The organism is Shewanella holmiensis (assembly GCF_025370255.1).
GTDB classification, from domain to species: domain Bacteria; phylum Pseudomonadota; class Gammaproteobacteria; order Enterobacterales; family Shewanellaceae; genus Shewanella; species Shewanella holmiensis.
Genome location: NZ_JAMTCD010000006.1, coordinates 73,167 through 91,964 on the forward strand (window position 1 = coordinate 73,167; position 18,798 = coordinate 91,964).

At 40.7% G+C, this 18,798-nt stretch carries 20 protein-coding genes; 15 read left to right on the plus strand and 5 right to left on the minus strand.

From position 1 onward, the window contains the following. Positions 1-163 precede the first annotated feature (163 nt). The 6 genes from NE535_RS06485 (at position 164) to NE535_RS06510 (ending at position 6,127) form a co-directional block, all read left to right on the plus strand. Positions 164-826, plus strand: a complete 663-nt coding sequence (locus NE535_RS06485; protein ID WP_261297849.1) for a response regulator transcription factor — start codon at positions 164-166, stop codon at positions 824-826. Next, positions 826-1,425 (plus strand): DUF938 domain-containing protein, encoded by a 600-nt coding sequence (locus tag NE535_RS06490; protein ID WP_425347446.1) that lies wholly within the window; start codon positions 826-828, stop codon positions 1,423-1,425. Before NE535_RS06485 ends, NE535_RS06490 begins: the two co-directional genes overlap by 1 nt. Positions 1,426-1,521: 96 nt before the next feature. Further along, positions 1,522-2,367 (plus strand): D-hexose-6-phosphate mutarotase, encoded by an 846-nt coding sequence (locus tag NE535_RS06495; protein WP_261297850.1) that lies wholly within the window; start codon positions 1,522-1,524, stop codon positions 2,365-2,367. A gap of 103 nt (positions 2,368-2,470) precedes the next feature. Beyond that, a complete protein-coding gene (locus NE535_RS06500) occupies positions 2,471-5,590 on the plus strand; it encodes an intermembrane phospholipid transport YdbH family protein (RefSeq protein ID WP_261297851.1) in 3,120 nt (1,039 codons plus the stop codon). Positions 5,591-5,600: 10 nt separating this feature from the next. Further along, positions 5,601-5,792: a YnbE family lipoprotein gene (locus NE535_RS06505; protein WP_261297852.1), complete on the plus strand. Its 192-nt coding sequence runs from the start codon at positions 5,601-5,603 to the stop codon at positions 5,790-5,792. A gap of 11 nt (positions 5,793-5,803) precedes the next feature. Beyond that, on the plus strand, positions 5,804-6,127 hold the full coding sequence (locus NE535_RS06510; protein ID WP_261297853.1) for a YdbL family probable chaperone protein: 324 nt from the start codon (positions 5,804-5,806) through the stop codon (positions 6,125-6,127). A gap of 59 nt (positions 6,128-6,186) precedes the next feature. On the opposite strand, the gene NE535_RS06515 is transcribed toward NE535_RS06510, so the two are convergent. After that, positions 6,187-6,939, minus strand: coding sequence for a Nif3-like dinuclear metal center hexameric protein (locus tag NE535_RS06515; RefSeq protein WP_306134335.1), 753 nt, complete (start codon positions 6,937-6,939; stop codon positions 6,187-6,189). Between the two features lie 175 nt (positions 6,940-7,114). On the opposite strand from NE535_RS06515, the gene NE535_RS06520 reads away from it, so the two are divergent. After that, positions 7,115-7,285 carry a hypothetical protein gene (locus NE535_RS06520; RefSeq protein ID WP_261297855.1) on the plus strand — a complete coding sequence of 57 codons (171 nt, stop codon included), beginning with the start codon at positions 7,115-7,117 and terminating at the stop codon, positions 7,283-7,285. 145 nt (positions 7,286-7,430) lie between these two features. Next, positions 7,431-7,808, plus strand: coding sequence for a hypothetical protein (locus NE535_RS06525; protein ID WP_261297856.1), 378 nt, complete (start codon positions 7,431-7,433; stop codon positions 7,806-7,808). 222 nt (positions 7,809-8,030) lie between these two features. Here NE535_RS06525 and NE535_RS06530 read toward each other — a convergent pair whose 3' ends face one another. Then, the gene (locus NE535_RS06530) at positions 8,031-8,519 is read right to left on the minus strand and encodes an outer membrane lipoprotein (protein ID WP_261297857.1); all 489 of its coding nucleotides are present in this window, start codon (positions 8,517-8,519) and stop codon (positions 8,031-8,033) included. A 53-nt stretch (positions 8,520-8,572) separates the two neighbouring features. Here NE535_RS06530 and aat point away from each other — a divergent pair, with 53 nt between their 5' ends. From aat to infA, 3 genes are all read left to right on the plus strand, one after another. Beyond that, positions 8,573-9,280 carry a leucyl/phenylalanyl-tRNA--protein transferase gene (gene aat / locus NE535_RS06535; RefSeq protein ID WP_261297858.1) on the plus strand — a complete coding sequence of 236 codons (708 nt, stop codon included), beginning with the start codon at positions 8,573-8,575 and terminating at the stop codon, positions 9,278-9,280. Next, positions 9,270-9,989, plus strand: a complete 720-nt coding sequence (locus NE535_RS06540) for an arginyltransferase (protein WP_261297859.1) — start codon at positions 9,270-9,272, stop codon at positions 9,987-9,989. The genes aat and NE535_RS06540 overlap by 11 nt, the downstream gene beginning before the upstream one ends. Positions 9,990-10,066: 77 nt before the next feature. Then, entirely contained in the window at positions 10,067-10,285 is a 219-nt protein-coding gene (gene infA, locus NE535_RS06545) for a translation initiation factor IF-1 (RefSeq protein ID WP_011496276.1), read from the plus strand. 199 nt (positions 10,286-10,484) lie between these two features. Here the strand turns inward: infA and clpA are convergent, their stop codons facing one another. Together clpA and clpS are read right to left on the minus strand one after the other, a co-directional pair. Next, complete coding sequence (gene clpA / locus NE535_RS06550) at positions 10,485-12,743, minus strand: ATP-dependent Clp protease ATP-binding subunit ClpA (protein ID WP_261297860.1); 2,259 nt, start codon at positions 12,741-12,743, stop codon at positions 10,485-10,487. Positions 12,744-12,781: 38 nt separating this feature from the next. Next, complete coding sequence (clpS, locus tag NE535_RS06555; RefSeq protein ID WP_188839530.1) at positions 12,782-13,090, minus strand: ATP-dependent Clp protease adapter ClpS; 309 nt, start codon at positions 13,088-13,090, stop codon at positions 12,782-12,784. Positions 13,091-13,285: 195 nt separating this feature from the next. Here clpS and cspD point away from each other — a divergent pair, with 195 nt between their 5' ends. After that, positions 13,286-13,492, plus strand: coding sequence for a cold shock domain-containing protein CspD (gene cspD, locus NE535_RS06560; RefSeq protein WP_188839529.1), 207 nt, complete (start codon positions 13,286-13,288; stop codon positions 13,490-13,492). 124 nt (positions 13,493-13,616) lie between these two features. Here cspD and NE535_RS06565 read toward each other — a convergent pair whose 3' ends face one another. Then, a complete protein-coding gene (locus NE535_RS06565; protein WP_261297861.1) occupies positions 13,617-15,842 on the minus strand; it encodes an NADP-dependent isocitrate dehydrogenase in 2,226 nt (741 codons plus the stop codon). A 517-nt stretch (positions 15,843-16,359) separates the two neighbouring features. On the opposite strand from NE535_RS06565, the gene rluE reads away from it, so the two are divergent. From rluE to mnmA, 3 genes are all read left to right on the plus strand, one after another. Beyond that, positions 16,360-17,058 (plus strand): 23S rRNA pseudouridine(2457) synthase RluE, encoded by a 699-nt coding sequence (gene rluE / locus NE535_RS06570; protein WP_261297862.1) that lies wholly within the window; start codon positions 16,360-16,362, stop codon positions 17,056-17,058. A gap of 4 nt (positions 17,059-17,062) precedes the next feature. Next, on the plus strand, positions 17,063-17,521 hold the full coding sequence (locus NE535_RS06575; protein WP_261297863.1) for an NUDIX hydrolase: 459 nt from the start codon (positions 17,063-17,065) through the stop codon (positions 17,519-17,521). Between the two features lie 153 nt (positions 17,522-17,674). Then, positions 17,675-18,790: a tRNA 2-thiouridine(34) synthase MnmA gene (gene mnmA, locus NE535_RS06580; RefSeq protein WP_261297864.1), complete on the plus strand. Its 1,116-nt coding sequence runs from the start codon at positions 17,675-17,677 to the stop codon at positions 18,788-18,790. Positions 18,791-18,798: the final 8 nt, after the last annotated feature.

An 18,798-nucleotide genomic window follows, 5' to 3' on the forward strand; every position in this document is an offset into this window, starting at 1 on the left:
ATATCAGCAAACGCTTTAACAAGGTATGACGCAAAACGCTTATTAGACCAAAGTCTAACTTTTTATAAATCTTAGTGAATTCGGATATAAAGCGTTGGAATTACCAGTTACTTTTCTGTTACATTGACTTAATCTTCACGCGCCACAACGAAATATAACAGCCATGAAGCTAGAAAATTTAAACATTATCATTGCCGATGATCATCCCTTATTTCGCAATGCCCTACGTCAAGCATTAAGCTCAGCTTTTAATAACACTCAATGGTTTGAAGCTGACAGTGCCGAAGCATTACAACAATTAATGGATAAAAACGAAGCCCCATTTGATCTCATAATGCTTGATTTACAAATGCCAGGCTCACATGGATATTCAACCCTTATTCATTTGCGCAGCCACTACCCAGACATTCCTGTAGTAGTCATATCTGCCCATGAGGATATCAATACTGTTAGTCGTGCCATTCATTACGGCAGCAGTGGTTTTATTCCTAAATCTTCATCAATGGAAACCCTTGCTGAAGCGCTTAACGCTGTGCTTTATGGCGATATTTGGTTACCCGCAGGAACACAAATTGTGCCAGTAAGTGATGATGCAACAGATCAAATGGCCAGCCGTTTGTCTGACTTAACACCACAGCAATACAAAGTGTTGCAGATGTTTGCAGAAGGCTTACTCAATAAACAAATTGCATATGATTTTGGGGTTTCTGAAGCGACAATTAAAGCCCATGCGACGGCCATTTTTAGAAAGCTTGGTGTCAGAAACCGTACCCAGGCTGTGATTGCTTTACAGCAACTTGAAATGGAAAAGGTTAACTTATCTTGATAGAGATAACGCAGCTGCCGTTTTCTCAAGCATGTGAAAATAACCAACGCCCTATTTTAGCCGTTTTAACGCATAAGCTAGCAGACTCACTTCATCTACTTGAAGTGGGTTCTGGCACAGGGCAACATGCAACATTTTTTGCTAGCCACCTTCCCCATCTAACTTGGCAAGCCAGTGATCAACATTGCAACCTTCATCATATCAATTGCCGTATCAAACATTTTAAACTGCCTAATTTACCGGCTGCTGTTGTACTAGATATTGGGAATACATGGACGGAACAACACTATGATGCTGTTTTTACGTCGAATACGTTACACATAATCAGTAAACAACTTGTTGAAGCATTTTTTGCAGGTGTAGGCCTAATAACGAGCACAAACGCAAATCTGTTGATTTATGGACCATTTAATTATCAAAAACAATATACCAGTGACAGTAATGCTAATTTTGATCTTTGGCTGAAAGATCGCGACCCACACAGTGGTATTCGGGATATTGAATGGATAGTGGAATTAGCCAAAGCTCAACAATTTGAACTCGTCGAAGATGTTTCTATGCCTGCCAATAATCGTTTACTGCATTTTATCAAGCGATAATTTCCACAGTTTGTTGGCTTACTTTTTTGCCCAAAAACAGTTAAGTTAAGCATCTATCTTAAAAGCACTACGTAGTTGAACACAAGGAAATATATTATGGGTTCAGTGACCACTAAGAAGCATCCTAATGGCCTTGATTATGTCGAGGTGAACACTGATTTATGTCAAGCACGTATTTTTATGCAAGGCGCACAAATTGATCAGTTTACCCCCACAGGAAAAGCTCCGTTATTATGGGTTTCAGAAGCAGACGATTACCAAATAGGTAATGGGATCCGCGGGGGCATTCCGGTTTGTTGGCCATGGTTTGGTATGAACGAGGTTGAAGGTTTTCCGCAACACGGTTTTGCTCGCACACGTATCTGGAACCTAGATTCAGTGAAAATGCGCAATCAACTAGTGGATTTGACGTTCAGTTTAAAAATCACAGAACAAGATAAACAATATTGGCCCCATGATACAGCAGTCAAAGTGCTATTCACTTTAGGTGAAACCCTATCTGTAAGCATAGTGAACCAAAACAATACTGATTATGAGGTTAGCCTTACGCAAGCATTACATACTTATTTTCCAGTAGAAGATATTCATCAACTCAAAGCATCTGGTTTCAGTCAATCTAAATACATTGAATTTGGCGAAGGCCCATATAAACAACCTGATGATTATGTCATTTTTGATAAAGAAACTGATCGTGTATATACCGATTTAGCATTAGTACAGCAATTGCATACGCCTCAAGGCACAATTGAAGTTAGCCGTGAAAATAGCCGTTCTGCTGTATTATGGAATCCTTGGATAGAAAAATCGACTCGGCTTTCACGTTTCAAAGCCGATGATTATTTAACAATGGTGTGTTTAGAAGCGGCAAACGTACTTGAAGATAAAGTGATTTTAGCTCCGGGTCAAAGTCATACATTAACAACGCACATCCGTTGGGTTTAGTCTTTATCGATCCTGCTAATCTGTTTTAAACCAAATAGTTTTTAGCATTACTTTTAAAGCCAGAGTTTGATACTCTGGCTTTTTAATTGACCATGAAGTCTTAATGATTAAAGGCATATTCACCGTTAAGCGATTATTGCTATTTTTCCTGCTGATGTTTATCGGTGCGGGTTGGTATGTCAGCCAGAATATTCATCCCATCAGTGTCAAAGTGCTGAATAAACTTCTCGCGCCTTATGACATTCAGGTACTTAACCTAGACTCACAATTTGTGTCTATCAATCAACTGCAGATCCCAAGGCTTATTCTGCAAATCGAAGACAGTTATATCGCGATTCAAGGCTTTGAGTTACGCCTAACGGATACCTTGGCAATCGTGCAAAAACAACAACTCGCCCCCAGTGATATCATTAAGCTCACCAGCCAAAGTGTGTATATTGATTTAGGTGCAAGTTTCTTCAATCGCCAACGTCAGCAAAAAACCGAATCCAGTGCTGTGTGGCAACTGGTCTTTAATCAAATACCTAATATTGATTTAGGCGAAGTTCTGATTAACCTGCCCTCAATACCCGAAACTGATGTTATCGCAGGAAATGATTCCGCCAAGTCTGCGGCGGTGAGTTTTCGCCATAGTTTAAAAATGGATAAGTTAACCCTGAACAATCAAGGTGATCTTAATACGCGCTGGCGATTTGACAATAATGAGTTATTTAATCTTCAAGCTCAGCTTAAGCCCAACTCTGTTACATTGACATCGACGCTAGATTTGGAGCAGAGCCAACTTGGATTAAATGCATTTTCATCATACCTCACTGCGGCGTTACACAAGTTATCTCTACAAGATAAAGAACCCGCAATAAACAGCATAATCGTTCAGCTCGAACAACAACTTGCACAAACACTATCGCCAATAAATCAACAAAAAATAAACATTAAAGGTGAATGGCATACCACAACTCATTTTGATTTAGCTGATGGTGAGATGACATCTTCAAACCATTTTACATCACTCAAAGTTCATTCAGCCCTGTATCCCTCGTTGAAATTTGAGCTGCAGGATGAATTTACGATAAAACTCACAGTTAAAGAGCAATTAATACCCGTTACAATTGGTGAAACATTACAAATGGCCTATGGTGCCAAAGTCGATATAGCACCTTTTACACAACAATTTACTTTTGAACACATTCAATTAAATCAATTTTTTAATCGATTTTTAACAACAGCGGAAGCTAATCAGTTCACTGAATTTATTAAGGGTTTATTGCTGCCTAACATAGACGATAACCCCGCCCAAGTGACGTTATCAGCCTCATTACCTGAACAAAGCACGCTGTGGTTACCATTAATTCGCGCGGCTCAGTCCCACACATCAGTGCCAGACTTATCGCATACTTTGCCAGTGACCTTTAGCACACCAAAGATGAGCGCCAATTTAGCCGGCATAACATTCAAAAATCAATTTAGTTTGGCTAAATTAAAGGTGAATAGCCTAGGTGAAGTGTACTTTGCGCTCAGTAGTGAATTAGCAGTGGCACAACCGACAGATATTGTAAGCTTACTCTCTCCCCTGCAAGCCGAGCCTTTGTCTCTTAGCTTACCTGTTGATGAATTAACCTTAGACCATGGAGTAATGGTAATTGCTGGTGATTATCAGCGTGAATGGGTTAATAGTGGCTTTGAAGAGGTCATTACATTGCTGCCTTCAAGTAAAATGATCCTCAATCAACTTCAAGTGGCTAAAACGACTCAAAATGATGCTGGATCTAACACGCAAAAAATGACCAGTGATCATGCCGATATTCGGTTAAACCAAATCAGCAAAATTATGGCTAACCATAATAACGTGCAGCTAAACATCTCTCCAGTGCAGGCCACTTTTACCAAGGTCACTTCGCTGTTTTCAACTCCTGTTGCCAAGCAACAAATTAACGCTGACAAAGCTCAGTTTTCATGGCAAGCCTTAACGGCATATTCACTTTCATTGAACACCAATTTACCACTCACGGAACAACTACTCGCGCACAGCAGTAACCATTCACTCGACACCCACATTGAACAACTAAAAGTCACTAAAACACCGTTAAAGCAACGTAAACAAACGTTGCTTAATTTAAATCAATTGACGATTAACCAGCAATTTAATATCCACAATGGCTTGATTCAAAGTGATGATAAATGGCAATTTGATACAATTCATGCCAGCAGCCAACATTTCTTTCAGCCGAAATTATTTTCGTTAGCAGGACAATGGCAGTTAGAAACCAATATCACTGACGCCCTTCCCACAATCACTAAAAACCAAAAGCTGCCATCAGGTTTAAACATTGCGGGGCTGATGAAGCTAGCTAGTAGCTTTTCAATGAGCCAGCGAGAGGGCATCAATTATTTTGAAATGTTAATCCAGCCAGATATCGATAAGCTGAATATTGATTATATTGATCAATATATTGCCGATACTAATATTAACACTGAGTGTAAATTCAATTGGCAGCAAGCAATGACTGAAACGGATTCATACAGTCAACTTAGTTGCCCGGAAACACATATCAACATTGCTAATGGCCGTTCAGGATTAATCTTCAAAGACGTTAATATCCAAGCCAATGTGGCGCTGGCAATTGATCCAAATAAACCAGTAAATAATTGGTTGCAAAAACTCACTGGTTTAAGTCATACCGATATCAGTATGACGTTATCCGGCGATGCACTGGGTGGTCAGTTTTTCATTCCTGAATTTGTCTTTAAATTGCAAGACAGATCCCATGGATACTTGTTATTACAGGGCTTAAGTCTAGAACAATTACTCGCACAACAGCCGCAAGTGGGGGTGTATGCTAATGGCACCTTTGATGGCGTTTTACCTGCTGAATTTATTGATGGAAAGCTCTCTATCACAGGAGGACATCTGGCTGCTCGTGCCCCTGGAGGGCTTATAGAAGTTGCTAACAGCGAGGCAATTGAGCAATTAAAACAAACTCAACCGTATTTAGGTTTAGTCTTTGATGCCTTAGAGCATTTAAATTATCAACAACTTGCAGGCACTCTCGATATGCAAAATAATGGTGACGCCCAATTTAATATTGCAGTCAAAGGTAAAAGCCGAGATATTGAAAGACCGATACACCTCAATTACGCCCATGAAGAAAATTTGATTCAATTATACCGCAGCACTCAAATTGGTAATCAGCTACAATCGAATATAGAAAAGTCTGTTAAATAAGGAAGATACTTTGAAACTTGCCGCAGCACTGACCTCAACCTTGTTACTCACCAGCTTAATAGCTGGTTGTACGCCTACGGTAAAAATAGAGCCCCCGGATAAACCAATCGTGATCAATTTGAACGTGAAAATTGAGCATGAGATCAGAATAAAAGTCGATAAAGAACTCGATAACTTATTAGAAAATGAACAACTATTTTAATAGGAATACTTATGAAACTCGCCTTTTCGACGTTATTAATCAGTCTATTTTTTTGTGTTAATGCTTGGGCTATAACACTGCAAGACGCTAAATCCAGTGCTTTAGTCGGAGAACAAACCGATGGGTATTTAGGCGTGGTAAAACCTTCAACTGAAATTGAAGCCCTCGTCAAAGATATCAATGCAAAACGTTTACAACACTATCAACGTATCGCGACTAAAAACGGCTTAAGTACCGCAAGTATTGCCAAATTAGCGGCAGAAAAAGCTATTGCGGCTACCGATAAAGGCCATGTTTATCAAGATAATAATGGCCAATGGCAAATTAGAAAGTAAGACATTAAATCAAATTTGCAGGCTAATCGGCATTAGCCAGCATATCCGCTAGCTAAACGCTAAACCGGATTAACCACATCAACAAAATGATGATTTAAGCCAAACTTTTCTGCTAAATGCTCACCTAAAGCCTGTATTCCATAACGCTCTGTCGCATGATGTCCTGCAGCAAAATAATGAATATTTTGCTCCATTGCACTGTGATAAGTTCGCTCTGACACCTCACCACTAATAAAGGCATCAACCCCCATAGCCACTGCATGGTCAATATAATCTTGCGCCCCTCCGGTACACCAAGCAACCGTTTGAATCGGTTTAGTACAATCACCAATATGTAAAGCATCCCGATGTAAAACGTGACTAAGGTGAGCGTTAAACTCTGTAGCCGATACTGGTTGCATTAGATGACCATGCCACAACAAATCTTGCGGAACATCTTCATATACCGCAGGGTTTAAAATACCTAACTGTTGCGCAAGTTGCGCATTATTACCCACGCCATGATGGGCATCTAGAGGTAAGTGATAACCAAATAAACTGATATCATGATCTATAAGGGCTTTAATGCGCTTGTACTTCATTCCGGTTAACACTTCAGGCTCATTTTTCCAAAAAAAACCATGGTGAACCAAAATGGCATCAGCATTTAATGCAATAGCTTGTTCGATTAACGGCTGGCAAGCGGTTACCCCTGTAACGATTGTGCGAATCGTGTCTTTGCCCTGCACTTGTAATCCATTTGGTGCATAATCTTTAAATTTTGCGACATTTAAAAACTCATTTAAGTACATTGACAAAGAATGACGATCTATTTCGTTATTAGTCATACTGGTAATCCATTATTGATGCAGGGTTAATTAAACCATTTTACAATATCCGCTAATCAAGTGACACCCTCAAAAAGTGCATGAAAAATGATTCATTTGAGTACGATAATACTAAAGCCTAAGATAAATTCCTCCTCTTCATCAATGTGTGGAACGCAATATGAAACAATCAGCACGACTATGGATACTAATACTCAGTGTTTTTGCCGCGATCACTTGTTATGCGATGGGATTATCATCGGGTATGGTCATTTTTATCGGCTTAGGCATATTCTTCGAGGTGTTGTTTTGGGGTGTTTTCATTGTTAAAAAAAGTCCTTCTTACAGCTAACTTATTCGACTCTCAAGATCATCTATTTGTTAAGATAGGTGTAAAGTTGTAGCACTAAAAGTGTCCTAAATTGGACTTTTATGTCATTTAACCTATAAAATTACCTGAAACCAAAAAAGTCAATTATATAAAAATAGGTTAATTTATGACAACATTATCGAAGGAAGACGTGATCAGTTCATTGCAGGCTGCATTAGAAAAACAGACAGGTACTGCAGTTAACATCGAACAATCTGGAAGTTGGTACAAAATTGATGGCGGAAAATCAGTTCGTTTTAGCGAGCTAGAATCCATGTTAGCAGAACTGGATAACGGCGCACAAAGCAAAGCGAAGCCGGCAACAAAGCCCGCTGCTAAAAAAGCATCTGTGACAAAAGCAAAACCAGCTGCCGCTAAAAAAACGCCTTCTGCTTCGGCAAAGTCAACTCAATCAAGTAAAGGTTCAGGCTTAAGTCCAAAAGAATTATGGCGAGCAAAACTTGAAAACACGAAAGGTAAAAATACCCTGCCACGTGGTTTTTAAATTGGTGTAAACCCTAACAAAAAAGGCGCTTAATGCGCCTTTTTTTGTTGCGACGAAACGAACATAACCTAGGTTCTAGTTACTCTATCATCAGCAGCGACTCTCAACGCTAACGGCGTTGAATTGACCTGTAATAGACCAGTTATTAACGCTTAATGTGACTAGTTGCCATTAAAAATAATCGCTGATGATGGTCAGTCAATCTCTAGACTCGAGTTCAGGTTACATCGCTAAATCCACTCGGACATAACCTTGTAAATAAACCACTCTGACTTCATCACCGGCATTAAACGTCATGCCAGGATCAACATCTTGAATGATCATAACCTGTGTACCATCTTCTTGTTTGATCATCATTTCAACTAATTTGTACTCAAGATAATATTGTTGATTACCATATTGATTCGCAATGCCACCACCTAACAGCGCCCCAAGTACAGTGGCAACATCTTGTCCCGACCCGCCGCCAAATTGATGGCCGATGACGCCACCAACCAATGCGCCACCAAATGTCCGCCAGCCTTGGTTTTTGTCTTCAACCAATTGCTTTTCGGTGATGTTTTTGACCGACTCAACATGGCCATATAAGACCTTTTCAACTGGGACCGCTTGGTTCCTATCATAGGCAGCCCGTGCAGGCAGGTTTACACTGCCCAAGCATAATATTATCAATAAAAAAGCAGTAAATTTACGACCTAAGATGTTCAACATAGACTTTTTCCGCTAACTTAATAATAAGGTTTATATGCTAACTATAATCAATTGTGAATTCACTGTCTTATTTAAATGATTTAATCAACTTTCCCGCTCCTGAAGAGGCGTTAGCGGAACCCAACGGCTTACTTGCTGTTGGCGGTGATTTATCTCCAGCAAGACTGCTAGAGGCTTATTATCACGGTATTTTTCCATGGTTCAACGCAGAAGACCCAATACTTTGGTGGTCACCAAGTCCCAGGGCTGTTTTTGTACCCAAATTAAACTTTGGCAGCAGAAGTTTAAGAAAAACACTCAAGCATGCAACTTGGAAATACACCATTAACCATGCCTTTTTAGATGTCATGGCAGGTTGCGCTCAACCTAGATCCTATCAGCAAGGCACCTGGATCACACCACAAATCCAAATGGCATATTACGAACTGCATTTACAAGGTTTTGCACATTCATTTGAAGTGTGGGATGAGGACAGATTAGTCGGCGGTTTATACGGCATTCCGGTAGGCAATATATTTTGCGGGGAATCCATGTTTCATCGACAAACAAATGCATCCAAAGCTGCATTTACCCTATTAAACCAGCATCTAGCAAAACATGACTTTGCTTTAATTGATGCGCAGCTTATCAATCCGCATTTAGTCAACTTAGGGGCTAAAGCCATTACTCGAGCATCATTTTTGTCGATTTTAAGGCAAAAGCGCACTAACCTTGTTGCCCCCGAAATGTGGCTAAAGCAAGAGGTAAAATTTGAACTCTAAATCCATATCTGTTGGTATCAGTAAGCCATTCGATTGCAGCTACATTGAAGGTAACCAAGAACAGCTCCTGGTGATTCAAGAAGAACAATTGGATGCCCAACTATTCGAACAATTGTTATCCATGGGATTTAGGCGCAATGGTAATGCCATTTACAAACCACGTTGTCCACAATGTCAGGCTTGCCAATCGATAAGAGTACCCGTTCACAGCTTTAAGTTGTCTAAAAGGCAGAAGCGAACATTACGAAATAACCAACTTTTGCATTGGAAAGTGGTGACAAAAACAACACTTGAACATTACGCTCTTTATACACGTTATATCAATGCTCGGCATCACGATGGACCTATGTTTCCCCCAAGCCAATCACAGTTTGATGACTTTTTACTTTGTGACTGGCTACCGCCCACTTTTATCGAACTTTATGATGCAGATAAACTGATTGGTGTTGCCGTTACCGACAACCTGACCCATAGCCTATCGGCCATATACAGCTATTTCGACCCCGAATATGAAAAACATTCATTAGGATCGTTAATGATTTTGATTCAATGCCAATTGGCAAAATCATTAGGAAAACACTTCGTCTATCTAGGCTATCAAATCGATGAAAACCGAAAAATGTCTTACAAGCGACAGTATCGTCCATATCAAATTTTAACCGCGGAAGGTTGGCAAAATGGTGAACAACTTCACCCTCTTTCGTGTTAACGGCCTTTACAGCAAGGCGATTTTGCGGCATGATACGCCCGATTTTCATATTTGAAGGCTAATGGGATAATTTATTAATGGCGAAAGAAGACAACATTGAAATGCAAGGCACTATCCTTGAGACCTTGCCAAACACAATGTTCCGCGTAGAGCTTGAAAATGGACATGTGGTGATAGCCCACATTTCTGGCAAAATGCGCAAAAACTACATCCGTATTTTAACGGGTGACAAAGTCACTGTTCAGTTGACTCCTTATGATTTATCTAAAGGACGTATCGTCTTCCGCGCACGTTAATGATTATAGTTTTCGTATGAAAAAAACCGACTCAGATGTCGGTTTTTTTATAACTAATTTTTATGCTCAATTGTTAAAGTTGCACGCGCGTTAATCCCATCGCGGTCTGCCTTATCGTGATTTTTTCGCAATCGCACTCTTTAATTTACAGCATAAAAAAAGATGGCTTATGCCATCTTTTTTCACTAACACATTTCAGTTAAGACACTTTTTCCGGTGTTTCACATTCAATGTGAATTTCACCATTTTTAACGTCAATATGTGCAATACCACCGGCTTCGAGTTTGCCGAATAAAATCTCATCCGCTAATGGACGTTTAATCAATTCAGTCACCACACGGCTCATAGGTCGAGCGCCCATGTTTTTGTCATATCCTTTCTCAGCTAATAAGGTACGCGCCTCATCACTCACCTCTAGCACCACACGCTTATCATCTAATTGCGCTTGCAGCTCAACTAAGAACTTATCAACCACTTTGGCAATTACTGTCATATCCAAATGGTTAAACCAGACGATTGAATCTAAGCGATTACGAAACTCTGGCGAAAATACTTTATTAATTTCTGCCATCGCATCTTGAGTGTGATCTTGTTGCTGGAAGCCTATCGACTTACGAATGGTTTCCTGCACCCCCGCATTGGTGGTCATCACTAAGGTCACATTGCGAAAATCTGCTTTGCGACCGTTATTATCCGTTAACGTACCATGGTCCATAACCTGCAACAGCAAGTTATAAACTTCAGGATGCGCTTTTTCAATTTCGTCCAATAACACCACGCAATGAGGGTTTTTAATCACGGCATCGGTTAATTGACCGCCTTGATCATACCCGACATAACCTGGAGGTGCGCCAATAAGACGAGAAACGGCATGACGCTCCATATACTCAGACATATCAAAACGAATTAACTTTAAACTTAATGCCGCGGCTAACTGATTAGTGACTTCGGTTTTACCCACACCTGTTGGCCCTGCAAATAAGAAACTACCCACGGGCTTCTTATCGCTACCTAAGCCACTGCGAGACAATCTAATGGCGGCTGACAAGCTCTCAATCGCTTTGTCTTGACCGAATACAACCATCTTAAGGTTACGTTCAAGGTTTTTCAGTAAATCCTTGTCAGACGACGACACCGATTTTTCCGGAATGCGGGCTAATTTAGCAATAATGGATTCAATTTCAGCCTGACCGATGGTTTTCTTGCGCTTACTGGCAGGCATCATCACCATTCTCGCACCCGCTTCATCAATCACATCAATGGCTTTGTCGGGTAAATGGCGATCATTAATGTGTTTGGCTGACAAAATGGCTGCACTGCTGATAGCCGCCTGTGTATAACGCACACCATGGTACTCTTCGTACTTCGACTTTAATCCCATCAAAATTTTAGTGGTTTCAGCAACTGAAGGCTCATTCACATCAATTTTTTGGAAGCGACGAGCCAAGGCACGATCTTTTTCAAAAATACTTTGGTATTCCTGGAATGTCGTAGAGCCCATACAACGTAATTTACCACTCGACAACAATGGTTTAAGTAGGTTTGAGGCATCCATTACCCCGCCGGACGCCGCACCAGCACCAATGATGGTGTGGATCTCATCGATAAATAAAATGGCGTGTTCATCGGCCGCGAGTTCTTTTAATAAACTTTTAAACCTTTTTTCAAAATCCCCGCGGTATTTTGTTCCGGCTAACAAGGATCCCATATCAAGTGAATACACAGTAGCATCGGCCATGACATCAGGCACTTGACCATTAACGATGCGATAAGCCAAACCTTCAGCAATTGCGGTTTTACCCACACCTGCCTCGCCCACTAGCAGTGGGTTATTTTTACGACGACGACACAAGGTTTGTACCGCACGCTCAACCTCTGCATCACGACCGATTAATGGATCGATCACTCCGTCTTTTGAAAGCTGATTCAAATTAGCCGCGAATTGCGACAACATACTCCGCTCTTCAGGTGCATCGGTTGGATCATCGATATTTGAATTGTCACTGTCGTCCGCTTTATCTTCATCTTTCGAAAAACCATGGGAAATAAAGTTAACCACATCTAATCGGGTAATTTCACAGCGGCGTAACAAATAAACAGCTTGTGATTCTTGCTCGCTGAAAATAGCCACTAGCACATTAGCGCCTGTAACTTCATTGCGGCCTGATGATTGAACATGAAAGACGGCGCGCTGAAGCACACGCTGAAATCCTAATGTCGGTTGAGTTTCTTTGTCTTCGCTGCTTTCTGCAATAATTGGCGTGGTTTGTTGAATGAAATTATGTACTTCTTCACGCAATTTATTAATATCTGCTCCACAAGCCATTAATGCCTCGTAAGCTGCAGGGTTATCTAATAACGCTAATAATAAATGTTCTACCGTCATGTATTCATGACGCGAATCTCTAGCTTGCTGAAACGCTAGGTTCAAAGTGACCTCTAAGTCTTTGTTCAGCATAAGCACCCCCTAAATTAACCACAAACAGCAGAGTAAGATTATTCTTTCTCTAAACTACACAGTAACGGATGTTGGTTTTCTCTTGCAAATTGATTTACTTGTAAAACTTTAGTTTCTGCAATGCCAAATGGATACACACCGCATAAACCTTTCCCTTTGTGGTGAATGGCCAACATAATATCCACGGCCTGTTGCTCATTCTTATCGAAGAAACGTTGTAGTACTTCCACTACAAAATCCATTGGAGTGTAATCATCGTTATTCAGAACCACTTTATATAAGTTGGGTCTTTGTAGGTCTGATTCAACTTTTTCTTCCGTTTTTTCAATGCTGCCTATTTTAGCCATGCTCTAATACTAGCCTCTCATTTCAATGCCGACCACATGATAATATTAAATTAATTAAATGTTGTCTTTTTGTTAATTTATGCTTGACTTCTTTTCGTACAAATTTCATTCTGTTTGTCAGGCGGCAATTCAAGACCGCTGAATAATAAGTTTTACTATCTTACTGGTAAGTAGACAAAAGAAGGAAGTGGAAGTATGGCAAGCGGAACTGTAAAATGGTTCAACAACGCCAAAGGATTCGGGTTTATTTGCCCAGATCAGGGTGGCGAGGATGTTTTTGCACATTATTCAACCATAGAAATGGAAGGTTATCGAACGCTAAAGGCGGGACAACCAGTTTCTTTTGAGGTAGAAGCAGGCCCTAAAGGGATGCATGCATCAGCCATTTCACCAACTAATTAGTTAGGTGAAACTATAAAGCAAAAAGACAGGGATTTTAATCCCTGTCTTTTTATTTAACCAAAATAAATGCTAAAAAAACAAAAACGCGCCATTCAGGCGCGTTTTTTATTGGCTAAAAAGTGACTTATGCCACGATAAAGCTATTTAAGGTTTTACTTGGGCGCATTGCTTTTTCAGCTTTAGCTGCATCTAAGCGGTAGTAACCACCTAAATCTACCGCTGGCCCCTGTGCTGCATTTAACTCAGCCACAATAACAGCTTCATTCGATAATAAATCAGTCGCTAGTTTTGTAAACTTCGCGGCTAATTCTGGATCAGATGTCTGCGCTGCAAGGGCTTGGGCCCAGTAAAGTGCTAAGAAGAAGTGCGATCCACGGTTGTCTAACTCACCCACACGGCGTGAAGGAGACTTGTTGCTATCAAGGAACTGGCCGATAGCGACATCAAGCGCATCTGCGAGCACTTGTGCTTGAGTATTGCCTGTCGTTTGGCTTAGGTGTTCTAAAGATGCTGCAAGTGCTAAGAACTCGCCTAAAGAATCCCAACGTAAGTGGTTTTCTTTTTCAACTTGTTGAACGTGCTTAGGTGCTGAACCGCCTGCACCTGTTTCGAATAATCCGCCACCATTCATTAGAGGTACGATTGAGAGCATTTTAGCACTTGTACCTAGCTCAAGAATTGGGAACAAGTCGGTTAAATAGTCACGTAACACGTTACCAGTAACAGAAATAGTGTCTTCACCTTTGATGATACGGTCTAAGGTGAAACGTGTAGCATCAACCGGTGACATGATGCGGATATCTAATCCTGCAGTGTCATGATCGGCTAAATATGTGTTCACTTTTTTGATTAATTCAGCATCATGTGCACGATTACTGTCTAACCAGAATACCGCTGGAGTATTACTTAAACGTGAACGTTTAACTGCAAGTTTTACCCAGTCACGAATTGGCGCATCTTTCACCTGACACATACGGTAAATATCGCCAGCTTCAACAGCGTGAGTCATTAACACATCACCCGCTTGGTTAATAACCTTGACGGTACCCGCTGCTTTGATTTCAAATGTCTTATCGTGGCTACCGTATTCTTCAGCTTTTTGAGCCATCAAACCCACGTTTGGTACACTGCCCATCGTCGTTGGATTGAAAGCACCGTTAGCTTTACAGAATGCGATGGTCTCTTGATAAACACCTGCATAGCAACGATCTGGGATCATGGCTTTAGTGTCTTTCAATTGGCCATCAGGGCCCCACATTTGGCCAGAAGAGCGAATTGCTGCAGGCATAGAAGCATCAATAATGATGTCGCTAGGCACGTGTAAGTTGGTGATACCTTTGTCTGAATCAACCATAGCAAGCGCTGGGCGAGCGGCATAAACAGCTGCAATATCGGCTTCAACTTCAGCACGTTGTGCATCTGGTAATGATTTAATTTTGGCATATACATCACCAAAACCATTGTTAACATCAACGCCTAGCTCAGCAAATAATGCGCTGTGCTTGTCGAATACGTCTTTGAAGAATACTTTTACTGCATGACCAAAAAGAATTGGGTCAGACACTTTCATCATGGTCGCTTTTAAGTGAAGCGATAATAAAACATCTTCTGATTTAGCCGCTTCAATTTCACGAGTATAGAAATCAACAAGGGCTTTTTTGCTCATCACAGCAGTATCAATCACTTCGTCAGCTAATAAGGCTAAACCTGCTTTTAATACTTGCTCGCTGCCATCAGCTTTCACTAATACGATGCTAACCTTATCGGCTGCAGCTAAAGTCACTGACTGTTCGCTACCGTAGAAGTCGCCTTCTGACATATGCGCAACGTGTGACTTAGAATCACTCGCCCATTTGCCCATTGAGTGTGGGTTTTTCTTAGCATAGTTTTTCACAGACGTTGGCGCACGACGATCAGAGTTACCTTCACGTAATACAGGGTTTACCGCACTGCCTTTGATTTTATCATAACGTGATTGAATTTCTTTTTCTGCGTCAGTTTTTGGCTCATCCGGGTAGTTAGGGACGTCATAACCTTGCGCTTGAAGTTCAGCAATACACGCTTTTAATTGAGGAATTGAAGCACTGATATTAGGTAATTTAATAATGTTAGCTTCAGGAAGATTAGCAAGTTCACCGAGTTCAGTTAATGCATCAGCAATTTTTTGCTCTGCTGTTAATTTTTCAGGGAAGTTTGCAATCACACGGCCAGACAAAGAAATGTCACGTGTTTCAACTTTAACGCCCGCAGCATTTGTAAAGGTACGAATAATAGGTAACAGAGAAAGTGTTGCTAATGCTGGCGCTTCGTCCGTTTCAGTATAAATAATCGTTGGAGAGTTATCTTTCATGGTTTTTCCTACATTATTGTAAATTAATAATTTATTAGAATATTTGGTGCGGATATGTTGACGATTTCACGATGATGTCATCAAGCAAGATGATTATCTGTTTGCTGTGATGAAACGTTGTTTGCCACATGCCTCAAGTGAGGTTTTGATGCGGTAACATTTGTGAAATCCCCTATCCCATTTTTTATTTTTATTAATACTTCCTTCATTGTTTTACTTGAAACAATGAAAAATCAGCTAGTTAAATATATCTCTACAAGCCAATTTAAGAAAAAATTAGGTACAGATCACAATTTTCAGGCCAACATCATAGAGCATTCTGAATAATATTCAAATTCCACTTATGGCGAATAAGCAGTAAACTGGTCGTTGTTCCGATTTTTTAACCCTTTTTACGCATATTTAACGTAAATTTTTTATGCCAACCTGATTCATTAGTGAAAAGTTTCCAGCTTGGAAGTTTCAATCTTATTCAGGACGGTGGCATAACTGAACGCAAAGGCATCAAGCTTTCACTATGGCAACCCCTGTAAAAAACCAATCATTTAAAGCACGTTTTAATAAAAGCCTTGCTAAGAATGCAGCTATGCGCTCGTCGAAAGCATCGCCGAATAAATCATTGGCCAATAAATCGTCACCTAAAAAACCTCGAACAGCCAATCCCGTCATCGTGCTATTTAATAAGCCATTTGATGTGTTATGCCAATTTACCGATGAAGCTGGCAGAAAAACGTTAAAAGATTTTATCGCCATACCCGATGTTTATGCCGCAGGAAGACTCGACAGAGACAGTGAAGGTTTATTGCTGCTGACCAATGACGGTCAATTACAGGCTAAGCTCACTCAACCAAATCAGAAAACCTTCAAAACTTATTGGGTGCAGGTTGAAGGTGAACCGACTCAACAAGCGATTGAATCGCTTCAGCAAGGTGTTGTATTAAAAGACGGTAAAACCTTGCCAGCCAAAGTACGTGTAATGCCTACACCTAACATTTGGCCACGTACGCCAGCTGTAAGGGAACGAAAATCCATTCCAACCAGCTGGTTAGAAATTCAAATATGTGAAGGCAAAAACCGTCAAGTCAGACGAATGACGGCGCATGTTGGCTATCCCACACTCAGATTAATCCGTTACAAAATAGGTCAATGGAGTCTCGATAACTTAGCCAATGGTGAATACCAAGTGATTAATCAAACTGCATCCGCCAAGAGTTAATGCAATGAGTGAACGCTATAAACCCAATACCACGGTTGCCACTATCATTCACTGTGCCGGTAAATTTTTACTGGTAGAAGAGCTCATCGACGGTGAAGTGCGTTATAACCAACCCGCGGGTCATCTTGAAGCCGACGAATCGATCATTGAGGCATGCAAACGTGAAATACTAGAGGAAACGGGCTTAATCATTACTCCGTTTTCATTGGTAGGCATTTATCAATTTACCGCCAGCCCTGAGTTGGCATTTGTACGTTTCACTTTTTGTGCAGAATTACCCATTCAAGTAAAATGCGAGCCACTTGATCCTGCAATTACTCGAACCCATTGGTTTAGCAGAGAGCAAATAGCGAAAAAAGCTGATCAAATGCGAAGCCCGTTAGTGCTTAAATCTATTGATGATTTTATTAAGCAACAAGGTAAACATTATTCGGTTCGGCTGTTAAATTCAGACTATTTATAATCGGTCTGTCATTGAATTCAACAATTACCGTCCCAAGATAGCCCCTAAAGCGAATGCGTGATAGAATACGCGCCGCAGAATTTACACATAATTTCTCTCTTGAAACGTCGAATTTTGGCTTTTCATAGGTATACAGAACGGTTTATAGGATCTATGACATCAATCACACCCACTAATGGTAAAAAAGTCATCGTTGGCATGTCTGGCGGTGTAGATTCTTCAGTTTCAGCTTATCTGCTAATGCAGCAAGGCTATGAAGTTGAAGGTCTATTTATGAAAAACTGGGAAGAAGATGACACGGATGAATATTGCGCTGCGAGTGAAGATTTAAAAGATGCACAAGCGGTTTGCGACAAGCTAGGCATAAAACTGCATACCGTCAATTTTGCCTCTGAATACTGGGATAACGTTTTTGAGTATTTCCTCGCTGAATACAAAGCAGGTCGTACCCCTAACCCCGATATCATGTGTAACAAAGAAATCAAGTTCAAAGCTTTTTTAGAATTCGCTGATGAAATATTAGACGCTGACTTTATTGCAATGGGCCATTATGTTCGTCGTCGTGACAATGCTGATGGCAGCACTCAAATGTTACGCGGAGTCGATAACAACAAAGATCAAAGCTATTTTCTATACACACTAAGCCATGAGCAAGTGGCGCGAAGCTTATTCCCTGTTGGCGAACTTGAAAAGCATCAAGTACGTGATATCGCAAAACAAATGGGACTCATTACCCATGATAAAAAAGACAGTACGGGTATTTGTTTCATTGGTGAACGCAAATTTACCGACTTTTTAGCCACCTACTTACCTGCTATGCCTGGCGATATTGAAACCGCTGAAGGTGAAGTGATCGGTACGCACCAAGGTTTGATGTACCATACATTAGGTCAACGTAAAGGCTTAGGTATCGGCGGTTTAAAGAATAGCAACGAAGACCCATGGTATGTCGTTGATAAAGACTTAGACCGCAATGTATTAGTGGTTGCCCAAGGCGGTAATCACCCGCGATTAATGTCTGTTGGCATGAGCGTAAAACAATTAGATTGGGTTGACCGTAAAGGGCCTGCGGATGCTGAACACATAAGCGTCAAAACCCGATACCGTCAACGTGATGTACAATGCAAAATTAAACATATCAATGAAGACACCATTGAAGTGTTCTTTGATGAACCTGTTGCCGCCGTCACGCCTGGGCAATCGGCAGTTTTTTATGATGGTGAAGTTTGCTTAGGCGGCGGGATCATCGATACGTTAATCAGAGGATAGGTAAGCCA

Bases quoted from the DNA above. Each gene is read 5' to 3' on its own strand.
- NE535_RS06500 (WP_261297851.1), top strand. From the start codon at position 2,471: ATGATTAAAGGCATATTCACCGTTAAGCGATTATTGCTATTTTTCCTG.
- clpS (WP_188839530.1), bottom strand. From the start codon at position 13,090: ATGGCTAAAATAGGCAGCATTGAAAAAACGGAAGAAAAAGTTGAATCA.
- mnmA (WP_261297864.1), top strand. From the start codon at position 17,675: ATGACATCAATCACACCCACTAATGGTAAAAAAGTCATCGTTGGCATG.
- NE535_RS06575 (WP_261297863.1), top strand. From the start codon at position 17,063: ATGAGTGAACGCTATAAACCCAATACCACGGTTGCCACTATCATTCAC.
- NE535_RS06565 (WP_261297861.1), bottom strand. From the start codon at position 15,842: ATGAAAGATAACTCTCCAACGATTATTTATACTGAAACGGACGAAGCG.
- NE535_RS06510 (WP_261297853.1), top strand. From the start codon at position 5,804: ATGAAACTCGCCTTTTCGACGTTATTAATCAGTCTATTTTTTTGTGTT.
- cspD (WP_188839529.1), top strand. From the start codon at position 13,286: ATGGCAAGCGGAACTGTAAAATGGTTCAACAACGCCAAAGGATTCGGG.
- NE535_RS06525 (WP_261297856.1), top strand. From the start codon at position 7,431: ATGACAACATTATCGAAGGAAGACGTGATCAGTTCATTGCAGGCTGCA.
- NE535_RS06485 (WP_261297849.1), top strand. From the start codon at position 164: ATGAAGCTAGAAAATTTAAACATTATCATTGCCGATGATCATCCCTTA.
- NE535_RS06520 (WP_261297855.1), top strand. From the start codon at position 7,115: ATGAAACAATCAGCACGACTATGGATACTAATACTCAGTGTTTTTGCC.
- rluE (WP_261297862.1), top strand. From the start codon at position 16,360: ATGGCAACCCCTGTAAAAAACCAATCATTTAAAGCACGTTTTAATAAA.
- infA (WP_011496276.1), top strand. From the start codon at position 10,067: ATGGCGAAAGAAGACAACATTGAAATGCAAGGCACTATCCTTGAGACC.
- clpA (WP_261297860.1), bottom strand. From the start codon at position 12,743: ATGCTGAACAAAGACTTAGAGGTCACTTTGAACCTAGCGTTTCAGCAA.
- NE535_RS06495 (WP_261297850.1), top strand. From the start codon at position 1,522: ATGGGTTCAGTGACCACTAAGAAGCATCCTAATGGCCTTGATTATGTC.
- NE535_RS06530 (WP_261297857.1), bottom strand. From the start codon at position 8,519: ATGTTGAACATCTTAGGTCGTAAATTTACTGCTTTTTTATTGATAATA.